This window comes from Streptomyces sp. NPDC050704 (genome assembly GCF_040654355.1).
In the GTDB taxonomy this organism is placed as follows: Bacteria; Actinomycetota; Actinomycetes; order Streptomycetales; family Streptomycetaceae; genus Streptomyces.
Window position 1 is genome coordinate 16,518 of sequence record NZ_JBFAHW010000082.1, and the last position, 14,162, is coordinate 30,679.

16 protein-coding genes are annotated in these 14,162 nt (G+C 70.7%); 8 read left to right on the forward strand and 8 right to left on the reverse strand.

Features of this window, described 5'->3' with window-relative positions; translation table 11 throughout:
- Positions 1 to 133: 133 nt before the first annotated feature.
- The 6 genes from AB0I18_RS35870 to AB0I18_RS35895 all read left to right on the forward strand — a co-directional run bounded on the left by AB0I18_RS35870 (position 134) and on the right by AB0I18_RS35895 (position 3,806).
- Entirely contained in the window at positions 134 to 436 is a 303-nt protein-coding gene (locus AB0I18_RS35870; protein WP_363109868.1) for a hypothetical protein, read from the forward strand.
- A 192-nt stretch (positions 437 to 628) separates the two neighbouring features.
- Entirely contained in the window at positions 629 to 1,126 is a 498-nt protein-coding gene (locus tag AB0I18_RS35875) for a DUF5949 family protein (RefSeq protein ID WP_363109869.1), read from the forward strand.
- Between the two features lie 2 nt (positions 1,127 to 1,128).
- Positions 1,129 to 1,710: a vitamin K epoxide reductase family protein gene (locus AB0I18_RS35880; protein ID WP_363109870.1), complete on the forward strand. Its 582-nt coding sequence runs from the start codon at positions 1,129 to 1,131 to the stop codon at positions 1,708 to 1,710.
- A gap of 100 nt (positions 1,711 to 1,810) precedes the next feature.
- Positions 1,811 to 2,317 carry a hypothetical protein gene (locus AB0I18_RS35885; RefSeq protein WP_363109871.1) on the forward strand — a complete coding sequence of 169 codons (507 nt, stop codon included), beginning with the start codon at positions 1,811 to 1,813 and terminating at the stop codon, positions 2,315 to 2,317.
- A gap of 120 nt (positions 2,318 to 2,437) precedes the next feature.
- The gene (locus AB0I18_RS35890; protein WP_363109872.1) at positions 2,438 to 2,956 is read left to right on the forward strand and encodes a tyrosinase family oxidase copper chaperone; all 519 of its coding nucleotides are present in this window, start codon (positions 2,438 to 2,440) and stop codon (positions 2,954 to 2,956) included.
- Positions 2,940 to 3,806, forward strand: coding sequence for a tyrosinase family protein (locus tag AB0I18_RS35895; RefSeq protein WP_363109873.1), 867 nt, complete (start codon positions 2,940 to 2,942; stop codon positions 3,804 to 3,806). The genes AB0I18_RS35890 and AB0I18_RS35895 overlap by 17 nt, the downstream gene beginning before the upstream one ends.
- Before the next feature lie 101 nt (positions 3,807 to 3,907).
- Here the strand turns inward: AB0I18_RS35895 and AB0I18_RS35900 are convergent, their stop codons facing one another.
- Complete coding sequence (locus AB0I18_RS35900) at positions 3,908 to 4,201, reverse strand: chaplin (RefSeq protein ID WP_363109874.1); 294 nt, start codon at positions 4,199 to 4,201, stop codon at positions 3,908 to 3,910.
- A gap of 158 nt (positions 4,202 to 4,359) precedes the next feature.
- On the reverse strand, positions 4,360 to 5,934 hold the full coding sequence (locus AB0I18_RS35905) for a serine/threonine-protein kinase (protein WP_363109875.1): 1,575 nt from the start codon (positions 5,932 to 5,934) through the stop codon (positions 4,360 to 4,362).
- 95 nt (positions 5,935 to 6,029) lie between these two features.
- Between AB0I18_RS35905 and AB0I18_RS35910 the strand changes: the two genes are divergently transcribed.
- Positions 6,030 to 6,905: a PhzF family phenazine biosynthesis isomerase gene (locus AB0I18_RS35910; RefSeq protein ID WP_363109876.1), complete on the forward strand. Its 876-nt coding sequence runs from the start codon at positions 6,030 to 6,032 to the stop codon at positions 6,903 to 6,905.
- A 77-nt stretch (positions 6,906 to 6,982) separates the two neighbouring features.
- Positions 6,983 to 7,834, forward strand: coding sequence for a hypothetical protein (locus tag AB0I18_RS35915; RefSeq protein ID WP_363109877.1), 852 nt, complete (start codon positions 6,983 to 6,985; stop codon positions 7,832 to 7,834).
- A 50-nt stretch (positions 7,835 to 7,884) separates the two neighbouring features.
- On the opposite strand, the gene AB0I18_RS35920 is transcribed toward AB0I18_RS35915, so the two are convergent.
- The 6 genes from AB0I18_RS35920 to AB0I18_RS35945 form a co-directional block, all read right to left on the reverse strand.
- Positions 7,885 to 8,247, reverse strand: a complete 363-nt coding sequence (locus AB0I18_RS35920; protein WP_363109878.1) for an adenylyl-sulfate kinase — start codon at positions 8,245 to 8,247, stop codon at positions 7,885 to 7,887.
- A 149-nt stretch (positions 8,248 to 8,396) separates the two neighbouring features.
- The gene (locus AB0I18_RS35925) at positions 8,397 to 9,623 is read right to left on the reverse strand and encodes a GNAT family N-acetyltransferase (RefSeq protein WP_363109879.1); all 1,227 of its coding nucleotides are present in this window, start codon (positions 9,621 to 9,623) and stop codon (positions 8,397 to 8,399) included.
- A 39-nt stretch (positions 9,624 to 9,662) separates the two neighbouring features.
- Complete coding sequence (locus AB0I18_RS35930) at positions 9,663 to 9,923, reverse strand: YciI family protein (protein ID WP_363109880.1); 261 nt, start codon at positions 9,921 to 9,923, stop codon at positions 9,663 to 9,665.
- 57 nt (positions 9,924 to 9,980) lie between these two features.
- On the reverse strand, positions 9,981 to 11,333 hold the full coding sequence (locus AB0I18_RS35935; RefSeq protein WP_363109881.1) for an ATP-grasp domain-containing protein: 1,353 nt from the start codon (positions 11,331 to 11,333) through the stop codon (positions 9,981 to 9,983).
- Positions 11,333 to 12,295, reverse strand: coding sequence for a hypothetical protein (locus tag AB0I18_RS35940; RefSeq protein ID WP_363109882.1), 963 nt, complete (start codon positions 12,293 to 12,295; stop codon positions 11,333 to 11,335). The genes AB0I18_RS35935 and AB0I18_RS35940 overlap by 1 nt, the downstream gene beginning before the upstream one ends.
- An 8-nt stretch (positions 12,296 to 12,303) precedes the next feature.
- The gene (locus tag AB0I18_RS35945; protein WP_363109883.1) at positions 12,304 to 14,040 is read right to left on the reverse strand and encodes a carbamoyltransferase N-terminal domain-containing protein; all 1,737 of its coding nucleotides are present in this window, start codon (positions 14,038 to 14,040) and stop codon (positions 12,304 to 12,306) included.
- Positions 14,041 to 14,162 lie beyond the last annotated feature (122 nt).

A 14,162-nucleotide genomic window follows, 5' to 3' on the forward strand; every position in this document is an offset into this window, starting at 1 on the left:
TGAGACACCCCTTCAATCGGGTGGGTTCCGGGAATTTCCGGCGCATGGAGTTTCCCGCCCGACCGGAGATCGTTGGGCAGGGAGCTGCTGAGAATTCCCGCTGGCGACGCGAGTTGCCGATGAAAGGAACACGATGAAGTCCCTGAAGGCCGCCGCCGTCGTTGCCGGGTCCCTGGTCATCGCTGGTGCCGCCGCGCCCGCTTTCGCCGCCGACCTCACGCCCACCAGCCTCAACGGCGGCCTGGAGTCGGCCCTCGGTGCGGTCGCCAACGAGCCGGTGGACGCGATGGACGCGATGCCCCTGCAGTCGCAGTCGAACGCGCTCGACACGGAGAACAAGGACTCCGTGCTGAACACCGTCAAGGGCGCTACGGACACCCTCAACTCGGCGGGCGGCCCCACTGGGCTCCTGGGCGGACTTCCTCTCCAGAAGTAATTTCGGACGGAATTCCGGAATTAGCGAACGGCCTGTTCCGTGAAGTGCGGAACAGGCCATTCGTGTTCTTCTCCGATTATACTTTTCGATTGTTCGACACTGTCCCTCGTTCGTGTGGAGAGCCCGCCGGAAATCCCCCGGGCGGGTGAGAAAGAGGGCGGACGTCTTCCGGCGCGTCGATACGGTTCCGCGGTGACCTCAACCTCAAGCGAAACCCGTCCTTTCCGCGCCGCCGACCTCGGCACGCTCGTCGTCATCGCGTGGAGCGGCGATCACCCCGACGGCGACATGCCGTTCCTCCTGGCCTACTCCCTCGGCGACGGCGAGGGCGGCCCCGAGGGCTCGGCGGCCGCCATCGAGCAGTTGCTGCACAGCAACGACCTGCCCATCGGCGACACCATCACCGACGCCACCCGGCAGCCGGGCTTCCCGGTCACCCTCCTCGTCGAGGCCGGCCAGGCCGTCGTCAACATGCCGCACCTCAGCGCGCAGTGCACCGTGCCGCCGGAGTGGCTCGCCGCGGTCGGCAAGCGCGGTTACGCGTACTTCCTGTTCGCCACCCGTGCCTGGCCCGGCGCCGAGCCCGGCAAGCCCGTCGCGCCCGAGGCGCTGGCCGCCTTCGCGGGCGACGAGGAGACGCTGAACAGCGCGGCGCACGCCCTCCTGCCGGCCCGCAGCCTGCGCGGCTGACGGTGCGCACCGCGGGCGGCAGCCGCGCGTTCGCCCTGCTGCTGGTGCTCACGGGAGCGGCCGGGCTGCTGGCGTCCTGGGTGATCACCCTCGACAAGTTCAAGCTGCTGGAGGACCCGAACTTCACTCCGGGCTGCAGCCTGAACCCGGTCGTCTCCTGCGGCAACATCATGAAGAGCGACCAGGCCGCCGCCTTCGGCTTCCCCAACCCGATGCTCGGCCTGGTCGCGTACGGCGTCGTGATCTGCGTCGGCATGAGCCTGCTCGGCCGGGCCGGTTTCCCGCGCTGGTACTGGCTGACTCTCAACGCGGGCACGTTGTTCGGCGTCGGATTCGTGACGTGGCTCCAGTTCGAGTCGCTGTACCGGATCAACTCGCTCTGTCTGTGGTGCTGTCTGGCCTGGGCCGCCACCGTCGTCATGTTCTGGTACGTGACGTCGTTCAACGTACGAAATGAATTCCTGCCCGCTCCGGCCGGGTTGAGGGAATTCCTCGCCGAATTCACCTGGGTGCTGCCGGTCCTGCACCTGGGGGTCATCGGAATGCTGGTGTTGACCCGTTGGTGGGACTTCTGGACGAGCTGACAATTGCATCCACCGGGGGAATTTTGACCTGATGTCGTTCGCGGGGTCGTTACCCGCTACGGACGCAGAGCCCCCGATCCCTGAAAGGCCCGTACCTGAGATGAAGTCGACCACCCGAGGAACTCTTGCCGCCGTCGTCACCTGTGTGGCGGCCGCCGTCGCGACGCCCGCCGTCGCGGCCGACAGTGTCCCGGTCGCCGTACCGCTGGACGGTGTGGAGCACGCCCTGAACATGGAGATGCCCACGGTCGGCGGCACCGTGCCGCTGATCATGCCGGGCAGGCCCGACGGCCCCCGGTACGTCGAGGGCCGCCTGCTGCCGGACCGGGCGATCCCGCAGCTGCCGGTCACCAGCGACCTGCCCTCGCTCAACCTGCGCACACCGGTGCCGCACGTGCTCGGGGACGCCTTCGACCACGTCGCCGCCGGCACGCCCACGTCCGACCTGCGCGCCCTGACGCCCGGCGCGACGCTGGACGCCCCGCTGACCGCGCCCCGCGCGGACAAGCTCGGCCTGCCGGCCCTGCAGCTCCCCGAGGCGGGCGTTCTCGCCCCGGTGCTGCAGGCGGCACCCGGCGCGGACCTGGGGCTCGGACCGGGGCTGTAAGAACCCGAGGATCACCTGGACCGGATGACGAAGAGGGGCGGGGCCCGGAGCTCGGGCCCGTCGCTCGGACCGCCGGCCGGTGACCGCAACCGAACCGGACAACTGGACGAGGAGAGACCGATGGTCGTCGGCAGAGTGCCGGTGAGAGCCGTGAACGGCAGACGACGGGACGTCCTGAGAGCCCTGCTCGCCTCGGCCGTCGCGGTCGCCCTGGCCCCGCTCGTCGCCGCCTCACGGCCGTCGCGCGCCGACTCGTACGGGCCCGGCGGGTCCGGCGGGTCCGGCGCACCGGCCAGGTCCCAGGCGCTGGACGGGTTCGACTTCGACGAGATGTACCGCGGCCGTCGGATCCGCGGGCTGCGGGACGCGGCGGGCGGTGTCCGGCTCACCGGGGCCGACCGCGCGGCCGCCGCGGGGCGGTGGCAGGTCACCGTGGACGACCGGCCGCTGCATGTCATGCGGCGGGCCGACGGCAGCTACCTGACCATGGTCGACCACTACCAGTCGTATCCGACGCCGCTCGCCGCCGCCCGCGCGGCCGTGGACGAACTGGGCACCTCACTGCGGCTGCGCGCGGCCGCCGTCGAGGCGGAGGGTGTGGACAGGGTGGAGGGGCACGGACATGGCGTACACGCGTAAGAACGTGAGCGCGCTGACGCGGGCCGAGCGGCGCAGGCTCGTCGGCGCGTTCCTGGAGATCAAACGCACCGGTGAGTACGACGAGTTCGTCCGCATGCACATCGAGCACTACGTGTCGGACGGCGAGGGCGGGCTGCGTACGGCCCACATGGCGCCCTCCTTCCTGCCCTGGCACCGGCGGTTCCTGCTGGAGCTGGAGCGGGCGCTGCGGCGGGTGGACTCCGCGGTGTCCGTGCCGTACTGGGACTGGACGCGGGACCGGACGCCGGCCGCCTCGCTCTGGGGCGAGGACCTGCTCGGGGGCAACGGGCGGCGCTCCGACCACCAGGTGACGACCGGGCCCTTCGCCTACCGGCACAGGAAGTGGGTCATCAAGGAGTCGCTCACCGACGGCGAGTACCTCACGCGCGAACTCGGCCGGCCCCGCGATCCGCTCGTGCTGCCCACCGCGGACGAACTCGCCCGGGCGCTCAAGGACCCCGTGTACGACGCGGCGCCCTGGGACTCCACCTCCTCCCGCGGCTTCCGCAACAAGCTCGAAGGGTGGGGGACCGGGCGGGGCAACGACGCGTGGCGCAACCACAACCGCGTCCACCGCTGGGTCGGGGGCCACATGCTCGGCGGGGCCTCCGTCAACGACCCTGTCTTCTGGCTGCACCACTCCTTCGTCGACCTGCTCTGGACGCGCTGGCAGAAGCGGCATCCGGGGGCGCGGTATCTGCCCAAGTCCCCGCCGGGGCTGGGGGACCGGCAGCGGGGGCGGGTGGTGGCGCGGCACGAGGGGATGCCGCCGTGGGACGTCGCGCCGGACGCGCTGGAGGACCACAGCCGGATCTACCGGTACGTCTGAGGTGTCCGGCACGTCCGGCACGTCCGACGGGCCGGTGCGCGGGACATGGGGAAGCCCCCGGCGGTGTGTACCGCCGGGGGCTTTCACCTGAGTTCGGTGACTCAGTGGCCGTAGCCCTTGGGGCCGTTGGGGCCCGGGTGACCCTTCGGGCCGTCGTCGACGTTCGCGCACTTGTTGCCGAACGCGGGGTTCAGCAGGCCGATCACGTTCACGGTGTTGCCGCAGACGTTGACCGGCACGTGGACCGGGACCTGGATGACGTTGCCCGACAGGACGCCGGGCGAGCCGACGGCCTTGCCGTGCGCGCCCGCGTCCGCCATGGCCATACCGGCACCACTGAGCACAACGGCACCAGTGCCGAGAGCGACACCGGCAGCCTTCGCGATGCGAGACATCACGTTCTCTCCTTCGAATCGGTGAGCGCGGCTGCATGAGCGCGGCCGCACTGCCCGTTCAACGCGAGGGCCCACGACGGGTAACGGTGCTCATCGGGCATCCTTCACCAAGATGCTTCATATGGGTTGATAAACCATATGAGTCATGCCGAGTCACGTCACGGGCGGGTGCAGCGGCCCGTCGGGTTGGCGGCCGGGGGGCGGCACTGGAGGGCGTAGTCGGACTCGGCCGTGCTGAGGTAACGGCCGAGGCAGGTGGTGGAGGTGGTTCTGCCGCGTTCGTCGCAGAAGGCCAGCGCGGCGCGGCCGTCGGCGAAGGGGCCCGGGGCGTAGAAGACCCAGAAGCCCGGGCGGAGCGACGCGTAGTCGTCGCTGCGGACGTAGCGCGCCTCGGGGACGGTCTCGCGGATGGTGGCCAGCCGCTGGTCCCGCACGGCGGTACCGGAGCCGACCGGTTCGGAGAAGAGCTGGGCGATCCAGCCGCCCGGCGAGGCGTCGGTCGGGGCGGGCGTCTCGTCAGCCGGAAGGGAAGGGGCCTCGGTGGCGCCGGGCTTTGTGGGCGAGGGCGTCGCTGTCGGCTTCGTGGACGGCTTCGTGGACGGGGAGGACGAGGCGCCGGCCCTCGGGCCGGTGCCCCCGTCGGCCTCGGTGTCGGCGTCGGCCGATCCGCGCAGGGTGAGGACGAGCGCCGTCGTGGCGGCCACCGCGACGGCGACCGCGACGGCGGCGACGACCACGGCCATGGGCCTGCGGGGGCGTGGACGGGTCTGCTGGACGTGCGTCGGCTGTTCGCCGACCGGCTGGGCCGGTACGACGGGCACGGCGGGTGCGGGGGTGGACGGGGCCGGTACGCGCAGGACGTGCGTCGGCGTCGTCGTGGGCCCGGGCGTCGGCATCACCCTCGTCGCGGGCTGCACCGGCAGCGGTGCCGTACCCGACTCCACCTGCGCCAGCATCGCGTCAAGGCGTGCCGCGTCGGGGCGGGCCGCGGGATCCCGTACGAGCAGGGCCTGGAGTACGGGCGCCAGCGGCCCGGAGCGCACCGGCGGGGGCACGGCCTCGTCGAGTACCGCGGCCAGGGTGGCCAGTGTCGTGCCGCGGCGCAGCGGACTGACGCCCTCCACGCAGACGTACAGGACGAGCCCCAGGGACCAGAGGTCGGACGCCGGGTCGTCGTCGTTGCCGCGGATCCGCTCGGGGGCGATGTACTCGGGGGAGCCGATGAGTTCGCCGGTGGCTGTGAGCGCGGTGGAGCCCTGGAGTGCGGCGATGCCGAAGTCGGTGAGGACGGCGGTGCCGTCGGCGCGCAGCAGGATGTTGGCGGGCTTGATGTCCCGGTGCTGTACACCGGCCGCGTCGGCGGCGCGCAGGGCGGAGAGCACCTGTCGGCCGAGGCGGGCCGCGTCCGTGGGGGGCAGCGGGCCGTTGTCGAGCCTCTCCTGGAGCGAGAGCCCGTCCACCAGTTCCATCACGAGCCAGGGATGCGGGTCGTCCTCCACGATGTGATGGATCATCACCACGTTCGGGTGGTTGAGCCGGGCGAGCGCCCGGGCCTCCCGCAGCACCCGCTCGCGGACGGCGTCGGACGCCGCCGCGTCCGGCCGTACGGCCTTGAGGGCGACCTCGCGGTGCAGCACGCTGTCGCGGGCCCGCCACACCGTGCCCATGCCTCCGCTCCCGAGCCGCCCGATCAGCTCGAACCGCCCGTCGACCATGTCCCCCGGTGAGCTCATGGCCGACAGGCTAGAGGAACGGTGGGCTCCGCCGGTCAGTGGGCCTGGTCCGGTGCGGGGTTGAGGGTGGGGCGACGGCTCGCTACGGTCGCCCGATGCAGGTTCTTCGATACACGGCGTTCACGGTCGACCCGGCCGGCGGGAACCCCGCCGGAGTGGTGCTCGACGCCACCGGAGCCGACGACGCGGCCATGCTGGCGACGGCCGCGGAGATCGGGTACTCCGAGACGGCGTTCCTGATGCCGCCGCAAGAGCCGAAGGAAGAGAAGGAAGAGAAGGGGGAGGCCGAGGGCGACTCCTTCGGTATCCGTTACTTCAGCCCGCTCGCGGAGGTGCCGTTCTGCGGGCACGCCACGATCGCGACGGCGGTCGCCCACGCCGAGCGCCACGGCGTCGGAACACTTCGGCTGCGTACTCAGGCGGGTCCCGTCACCGTCACCACCGGCAGCACGGGGGACGGCCGCGTCGTGGCCACGCTGGTGAGCGTCGCACCGCGGTCGGTGCTGATTCCGGACCGCGTACTCGCCGAACTGCTGGCCGCCCTGCGGTGGTCGGGCGACGAACTGGACCCCGCGCTGCCGCCCCGCGTCGCGTACGGCGGTGCCTGGCACCCGGTCATCGCCGTCACCGGCCGCGAACGGCTCGCCGACCTGGACTACGACTTCGCCGCCCTCTCCGAACTGATGGACCGTGAGGGCTGGGTGACGGTCGACCTCGTCCAGCGGGAGTCCCCGACGGTCTTTCACGCACGCAACCCCTTCCCGCCAGGTGGAGTCGTCGAGGACCCCGCGACGGGGGCGGCGGCCGCCGCGTTCGGCGGATATCTGCGGGAGTTGGGGATCGTGACCCCGCCGGCCGACCTGACGATTCACCAGGGTCACGACATGGGACGGCCCAGCACCATCACCGTGCGGGTTCCGGAGGAGCCGGGCAGCGGCATCGCGGTCTCGGGAAACGCCGTGCCGCTCTAGGGCAACCCGCGCGGCGCCGGTGGCGACCCAAGGGGGAGAGCACGTGAAATCCCGTCCCCCCACCGAGGGAGTTCACCATGCGCAGACATCTGGCACGGCTGGTCACCGTCCTCGCCGCCCTGGCAGCGCTGGCCGCCGCGCCCGGCCAGGCGGTGTCCCCGGCGCAGGCCGCCGACCAGTGGAACCCGCCCGCGAACCTCGTACAGCCGCTGGGTGAGGTGTGGAACCACGTCGAGTCGACCTACCCGGACCTCTACGGCTTCCGCAACTACGGCTGGGACCAGGTCATGGCCAACAAGGGAAGCATCAACTACTGCGTCCGCTGGGAGTCGGACGCCCCGGTGAGCACGACCCTGCGGGACCGGATCCACGCCGCGCTGAAGAAGCAGTTCGGCAAGTGGACGGCGGCCATGGTGGAGAACGGCACGGGCCACAACGCCTGGCCGTACGCCACCGTGCCCGTCAACATCGTCGGTTGGGCGGTGAAGGACCGCTCGACACTCCAGTGGACCGACAACTCCGTCGACATCTACGCCGGAAACCTCGATGGTGGCGGCGCCCCGCAGTGCGCGCCGGACTGCGGTCGCTTCTTCCACCAGGACGGCGACTACTCCCGCTGCCCGGGCGGTGCGGCACGCCACTACGACCAGTCGCTGTGGCTGACCAAGGGCTTCCAGGGCGGCGCCGGCGGGGACTGGGGCCAGCGGGTCGGCCAGGAGTACTTCACCGGCGCGTTGAACCAGGAGAACATCCACATCTACCTGCACGAGGTCGGCCACACCTTCGGCCTGGACGACTTCTACGACTGGACTCCGACCGGCCAGTGCTGCTTCCTGATGAAGGCGGGCAGCGCCGCGCAGATCACGGAGTTCGACAAGTGGATGCTCCGCGACTTCTGGCGCCACCTCAAGAGCCGCTACGGCTACTGACGGCCGCTCCTGCGGAGCCTGAAGCCGTCAGGCTCCGCAACGCGCCCGGGTCACCGGATGAAGTTCCGCTCGACGAGCAGGTCCATCAGCATGGCGGCCGACTCGGCGGCCGACTGCGCGTCCGCGAGCGGTACGTCGAGAAACGCCGTACCGCTCCGCCTGTGCCGACGGCGTACGACGGCGTGAGCGTCCGCGGCCGCCTCGACCGCCGGGACCAGGACGACGAAACCGTTGCGCGCCAGCACCTCTGCCGCCAGACCGGCCCGCCGCACCTGCCCGTCGGAGCGGGCGCCGGGCGTCCCGTCGATGTCCAGGACCTTGACGCGGCGCCCCGCACCGCGCAGGCGCTCGGCGAGAACGCCCGCGGCGGCGGGTTGCCCCGCGCCGGGAGGTCCGGTCAGCCATACCGTCACCCCGCAGTCACACGGGCGGGTTACGAGAGCACCGCCCGCGTCCGTCCGCGGCTCTTCTTGATGGATGGGACGCATCACCAACCCCGTTCCGTGTCAGGGCCTGTGTCGGAAGTGGCGCCTGCCGGGCGACGCCACTTCCGACACAGGCCCTAGGCCGGTTGACCTGTCAGACGTGCGAAGTGGGCTTCCGTTCGGGTGCCGAGCAGTTGCATGACCTGATGCAGAGTGTCGAGCCGTGCCGCGTCGGGCAGCCACAGCCAGGTCTCGCGCGGCGAGAGTGAGGCGCCGCGTCGTAGCTTCGCGTCGAACGCCTCGAAACCGAGCCGGACCCTGCTCAGTCCGTGGTCCGCCGCGTGGCGCAGGGGCTCGTAGAACGTCAGGTGCGCGTAGACGGGGCCGCCGGCGGGCACGGTCTCGTCGGCTCCGTACATGAGGATGCAGTAGCTGTCGTCGTCGGTCAGGTGGATGCCGCACGCGGCGGGTTCGTCGGCCTCGTCCGCCCGCAGCACGACGGGCACCCGGACGCGGTCGCCGATCAGTTCGGCCATGGCGGACCGGGCGGCGACCAGGGCTACGGGGTCGGGCTGCCCGCCGTGCTTGGCGATGTTGCGGGCCTCCAGCGCGGCGACGCTCTTCACATGGCCGGTCAGGGACCAGGTGCCGAGGGTGAGCGGGGAGTCGGCGACCGCCTGTCCCTCCTTGCGGTACATCCGTCGTCGGCGGCTGGGGAGCGAGGCGAGGAACTCCTCGTAGGAGGAGACCCCGGTCAGGTCGAAGTCCGATACGGCCGTCAACGCGGCCTGACGGAAGCCGAGTTCGGCCAGACCTGTCCGGAGGGGCAGGTCGTCCCGGCGTACGAAGGGGAGGCACACCGCGCCTGCGAGGCCGTCACGCACCGCGTCCTGAGCCGCCGCGAGGAGGGCGCGCAGGGCCGCGTGCCGCGCCTCGGTGGTGAGCCCCTCGCGCAGACCGGCCTCGGTCGAGTCGAAGCTCCGGAAGACCACGGCCTCGCCGAGCGCGGTGGTGAGCGCGGCGGCGTCCGGCTGTGCCGCCGTCCCGGTGACGGCCGTGAGCAGGCGTTCGCGGTCGGCCCGGGCCCGGTCCGCGCCGGGCTCCTCGGGGCGGAGCAGCTGCTCCGACGTCAGCAGTTTCCACGGGTGGCTGAAGAGCCCCGAGCCGGCGGTGGTCAGTGCGCCGTGCAGGGCCGCGCACCGGCCGGCGTCGTCCTCGGCGGCGACGAGCACCGGCGCGCCCGGTTCCATGTGCTCGCGGAACAGGGCGTAGCCGTGGCCGCGGTCGGCGTGGCGCGTACCGTACAGGGCCGCCCACTGCGGGGCCGTGAGCCGGGCGGCGCTGTCGTGCAGGTGCGTCTTCACAGATCGCCCTTCCTCTCGGGTACGGGCTGTGACAGGCACCTACTTGACGATGGGCTGCCATTCGCGGACCTGTGCCACGGTCACGCCCGCCGTGGCGAAGTACGGGTCGTCCGCGAGGAGTTCGTCCAGCGAGGCACGGTCCGGGACGTCGAAGACCAGCACCGCGCCGGACTCGTCGGCGAGCGGACCCGCCATCCGTACGATCCCCTTCTCGTGCAGCCCGGTCAGCTTCTCGCGGTGTGCGGGACGCGCGGCGAGCCGCTCGGGAGCCTCGCTGAAGGAGAGTTCAACAATCCACATGCCGGTCTGCCCTCTCTGGTGGTCCATCTGGTCCGTCTGGTCCGTCTGGTCCTTCTGTCACGAACTCGACGGCGCGATCACGATATCGACGCTGTCGCGGACCTCCGCCTCGATCGCGTCGAGTTCGGCCACCGTCCGCGCGTCGATCAGGAAGGTGACGGCACGGTCCCCGGACTCGGTGAGCGGCCCGATCAGGGAGCCGCGCGGCTTGAGCGCCAGTACGGCCCGCAGCGCGGCAGGTTCGTCCGCGCCGCCCGGTGTGATCTCCGGCCACGGTTCGCCGTTCGCGGCCCAGACGACCGCGGGGGCCTGCGGATGGCGGACCTTGACGTCCTCCAGTACTCCCTGCGCGGTCTCCAGATAGACCTGCCGGGCATGTCGTACCGGCTCGGGATACGTGACGGGCTCACCCAGCGCGATCCGCAGAATGTCCGGTTCCATGGGCCGCCCGGTCGCGAGGTGGTACAGCGGAAGCAGCCCGTCGCCCGGAGTGCGTGCCGCCACCTCCATCAGGACGACGCGCCCGTCGCCGGTCAGCCGCAGCTCGGTGTGGACGATGCCGTGCTCGACGGCCAGCCGTGCCACGATCGCCCGGTTCGCCGCCAGCAGCCGCTCGTTGTCGGGGGACGGGGGCGCGGGGACGGTGTGTCCGAGTTCCACGAAGCAGTCGGTCGACTCCTCGTTCGTACGTTTGCGGGTCAGCGACTCGAAGATGACATGCCCGTCCTGGATCAGCGCCTCGACGGAGAACTCCTGGCCGCTCACGCGCTCCTCGACCAGGAGGGTCTCCCCCGCCGCGTAGTCACCGCCCGCGATCAGCCCGGCCAGCTGATCGCGGTCGAGGACGGTCCGCACGCCCGAACTCTCCCGTCGCGCCGAGGGTTTGAGGACGACGGGGAACCGGAGTCCGTCGTAGGGCACCGAGTCCCTCCCCTCCGGAGGGACGACGAGGGAGCGCGGGCTCCACTCGGCGAGATAGGCCCGTTGCAGGTACTTGTTGCGGCAGATCCTGGTGGCGCGCAGGCCGGGCGAGGGCAGGCCGAGCAGATCGGCGATGACACCGGTCTGCTCGACGAGCATCTCGCCCGCCGCGAACACCCCGACGATGTCGAAGCGTTCGCGCCACGCCATGATCTGTGCGACGGCCCCGGACGTGAAGCCCCCCTCCACGCTCACCGAGCCCGAGACGAACCCCGCCTCCTCGATGAGGGCGCCGGGACGCAGGCCCGAGCCCATCTGGCGCAGCGTCTCCGCGCGCCACTGCTCGGAGGTGAGCACCAGGGGCGCTATGCCCCGGCGCTCCAGCTCGGCGAGATAGCGCCAGTTGCGCAGGATGACACGGAGTCCGCCCAACAGGACGAAGGCGGGGGTACGTTCTGGGTCGATACGTTCTGGGCCGACGCGATGCATCACTCGTATCCGTACTGTTCGAGAAGGTCGCCGAACTGCTCGTCGAACCGTGCGCTGTTCCGCTGGGTGAAGTACTCCCGCCAGGCGCCGGAGCGGCCCTTGAAGAAACTCCACGAGTCCTGGTTGTAGATCTTGTCGACGAGGTGCTCCGGGTCCTCGTCCGAGCGGATGTGTGTGAGCAGCCGGCCCAGCGTTTCCACCTGCTGCTCGCGTGAACCGCCGCCCTTGGGGCCGACCAGGTCCTCGTAGCGCACGTTGCACACGTCGGGGTGACGCAGCAGCCACAGGGAGCGCTCGAACTGGTCCCGGCCGAGGAACGACGGGTCGCGCAGCGCGTAGTCGATCTTCTCCTCCCAGCTGCCGAGGGATTTGAGGATCTTGTGGAAGACGTCGAACTCGTAGAAGTTGCCGTACCCCGCGGGCGTACGGCCCTCCAGGAAGTTGATCATCGAGACGATGGTGTCGCGCGGATCGCGGTAGTTGAAGACCAGCGGGGGATTCCCGGTGGACACCCACTCGCTGAGGAAGCTGCCGTCCACCTTGTCGATGTCCAGCTCGTGGAAGATCCAGCAGAGCCCCGGCGGGGTGTCCGCGAACTTCGAGTACGCGATGTGCGGGTTGCTGATGACTTCCTCGGCGAAGGTGACCCGGGTCTGCCCGTAGCGGTTCACGACCCGCTGGCCGAGCCGCTGCTGCCAGTGCCAGCCGAGCGCCGCCCAGTCGTCGCGGGTCGCCTGGCGCAGCAGCTCGGAGTCCAGCTGCTTGAGGGCGTCGAACTCCTCGCGGGAGCGGGTGAGCGAGGCGATGTGCAGGAGCTGTGCGTCGTCGAACTCGGGCACGTTGTTCGGCGCCGGGCGGGGTACGCCGGTCATCTTGTAGCCGAGGTTGACCATCAGCCCCTGCATGAGGTGCGTACCGGCCTTCTGCAGGGAGATCACCATGGTGCGAGGTGCCTGGGGCATTGCTCTCCTCACTGGTCCTGGTCGCCGAGGCGGGTGACGTCGCCGAGCGAGCGGCGGTAGAGCACGCCCTCGGACCAGACCATGTCGACCTGACCCCACTCGATCGCGGACGCCACGTCCGGGAAGAAACTGCGCCCGTTGTAGTTGGCGCTGGTGTTGCACAGCACGGGGACGCCGCTCCACTTGTGGTACTCGCGCAGGATCGCGGCCAGCGTCGGGTCGTCGTCCGTACTCACGGTCTGCAGGCGCGCGGTGCCGTCCAGGTGCAGGATCGCGGGCACCCGGTCGACCCACTCGGGGCGTACCCGGTGCTCGAAGAGCATGTACGGGTCGGGGGTCCCCGGGTCGAAGATCTCCGGCGCGTGCTCCACCAGGCAGATGGGCGCCACGGGCCGGAAGTCCTCGCGCTTCTTGGCGTCGTTGAGCCGCTTCTTCATCACCGGGTCGACGGCGGGCGCGAGGATGCTGCGGGCGCCGAGCGCGCGGGGTCCGAGCTCCGCGGGCCCGTTGAGCACCACGACCGGCTCACCGGTGCGGTGCAGGATGCGCGCCAGTTCCTCGGGGCGGCAGGGCATGACCGACCAGCCCTGCGGGAGGTGGGCGGTGCGTACGAGGTCGGGGCCCTGCCGGGTGCCCCAGGTGATGGGACGCAGGCCCTGTCCGTCGGCGGCACGCAGACAGGCCGTGCCGATCGAGGAGCCCGAGTCGTCCGGGAACGGCGGTACCCACATCTCCTTGATGGCCGGGTGGGACCGCAGGGCGCTGTTCCACTTGATGTTGAGCGCGCAGCCGCCCGCGAAGCACAGGTTCCAGGGCTCGTCGCCCTTCCACGCGCGGATCTTCGCGGCGACCCGCTCGATGAGCATGTCCTCGATGAACTCGTGCACGCTGGCGAGCACGTCCTCGTCGGACACCCCGAGTTGTGCGGTCCGGGCGGCCACATCCGTGAGGAACACGTGCACGTAGCCGTGGGACGGTTCCCCCGTCGAGCCGCAGCCGATGATCGTGTCGCGGTACTCGCGCACCCGCGGCGTGTCGGCCTCGAAGTGCTCGTGGAACAGCTCCCGGAACACGGCCTTGATCTCGGCCCGCGGCGTGCCGAGCGCGATGTACGCCATCATCTTGCCGGCCACCGACAGGTCGTCCACGTGCGTGGACTTGTTCCTCCTGGCGTACGGCCCCCAGTGCTGGGACGCCATCGAGTACGTGTGGCCGATCAGCGGGAAGACCTCGCCGCCCGGCTCGATCCGGCCGTCCTTGTCGACGCAGTACAGGCGGGGGAAACAGCCGCCGTCCCACACCATGACCATCGAGGGCTCGCCGCGCCGGGCGAACGGGCTGGTGCAGTACGCGGCCGCCAGGTGGCTGCCGACGTGCACGAAGCTCTGGTACTTCCGGGACTGTCCCCCGATGACGAGGGTGCCCGTCTGGCCGGGACGAGCGGGGTCGGGCACCTTGTCGGTCTCGCGGTAGGGCGCGACCAGCAGGTCCAGCGGCCCGCCGCCGGTACGCGTGGAGACGTTGCCGTTCACCGAGCCGTCCCAGCCGTCGACGACCCACTGGCCGACATCACCGACCTGGTAGCCGTAGTGGCCGAGCACCGAGACGATGTCGTCGAGCTCGTCCACGTCGCTGTAGCGGCGGTTGTTGTTCAGTTTCTGTATCTCGATGTTGAACTCGAGCTTGTCGTCGTTCAGGAGGGCGATACCGCCGCTCTGGGTCAGTTTGAGACCCGCAGTAATCATGCTGCTCCCTTGACTTGGACAGTGCGACTCAGGGCGTGCCTGCTCTCATGCAGTCGTGGGTGTGGCGTCCGGCGCCTCGTGCGCCGCCTCCGGATCGCCGGACCTGCCCGGTGGGGCAGCGG

Coding starts and splice junctions, on each gene's coding strand:
- AB0I18_RS35870 (WP_363109868.1), top strand. CDS start 134: ATGAAGTCCCTGAAGGCCGCCGCCGTCGTTGCCGGGTCCCTGGTCATC.
- AB0I18_RS35885 (WP_363109871.1), top strand. CDS start 1,811: ATGAAGTCGACCACCCGAGGAACTCTTGCCGCCGTCGTCACCTGTGTG.
- AB0I18_RS35890 (WP_363109872.1), top strand. CDS start 2,438: ATGGTCGTCGGCAGAGTGCCGGTGAGAGCCGTGAACGGCAGACGACGG.
- AB0I18_RS35895 (WP_363109873.1), top strand. CDS start 2,940: ATGGCGTACACGCGTAAGAACGTGAGCGCGCTGACGCGGGCCGAGCGG.
- AB0I18_RS35900 (WP_363109874.1), bottom strand. CDS start 4,201: ATGTCTCGCATCGCGAAGGCTGCCGGTGTCGCTCTCGGCACTGGTGCC.
- AB0I18_RS35905 (WP_363109875.1), bottom strand. CDS start 5,934: ATGAGCTCACCGGGGGACATGGTCGACGGGCGGTTCGAGCTGATCGGG.
- AB0I18_RS35910 (WP_363109876.1), top strand. CDS start 6,030: ATGCAGGTTCTTCGATACACGGCGTTCACGGTCGACCCGGCCGGCGGG.
- AB0I18_RS35915 (WP_363109877.1), top strand. CDS start 6,983: ATGCGCAGACATCTGGCACGGCTGGTCACCGTCCTCGCCGCCCTGGCA.
- AB0I18_RS35930 (WP_363109880.1), bottom strand. CDS start 9,923: ATGTGGATTGTTGAACTCTCCTTCAGCGAGGCTCCCGAGCGGCTCGCC.
- AB0I18_RS35935 (WP_363109881.1), bottom strand. CDS start 11,333: ATGCATCGCGTCGGCCCAGAACGTATCGACCCAGAACGTACCCCCGCC.
- AB0I18_RS35940 (WP_363109882.1), bottom strand. CDS start 12,295: ATGCCCCAGGCACCTCGCACCATGGTGATCTCCCTGCAGAAGGCCGGT.
- AB0I18_RS35945 (WP_363109883.1), bottom strand. CDS start 14,040: ATGATTACTGCGGGTCTCAAACTGACCCAGAGCGGCGGTATCGCCCTC.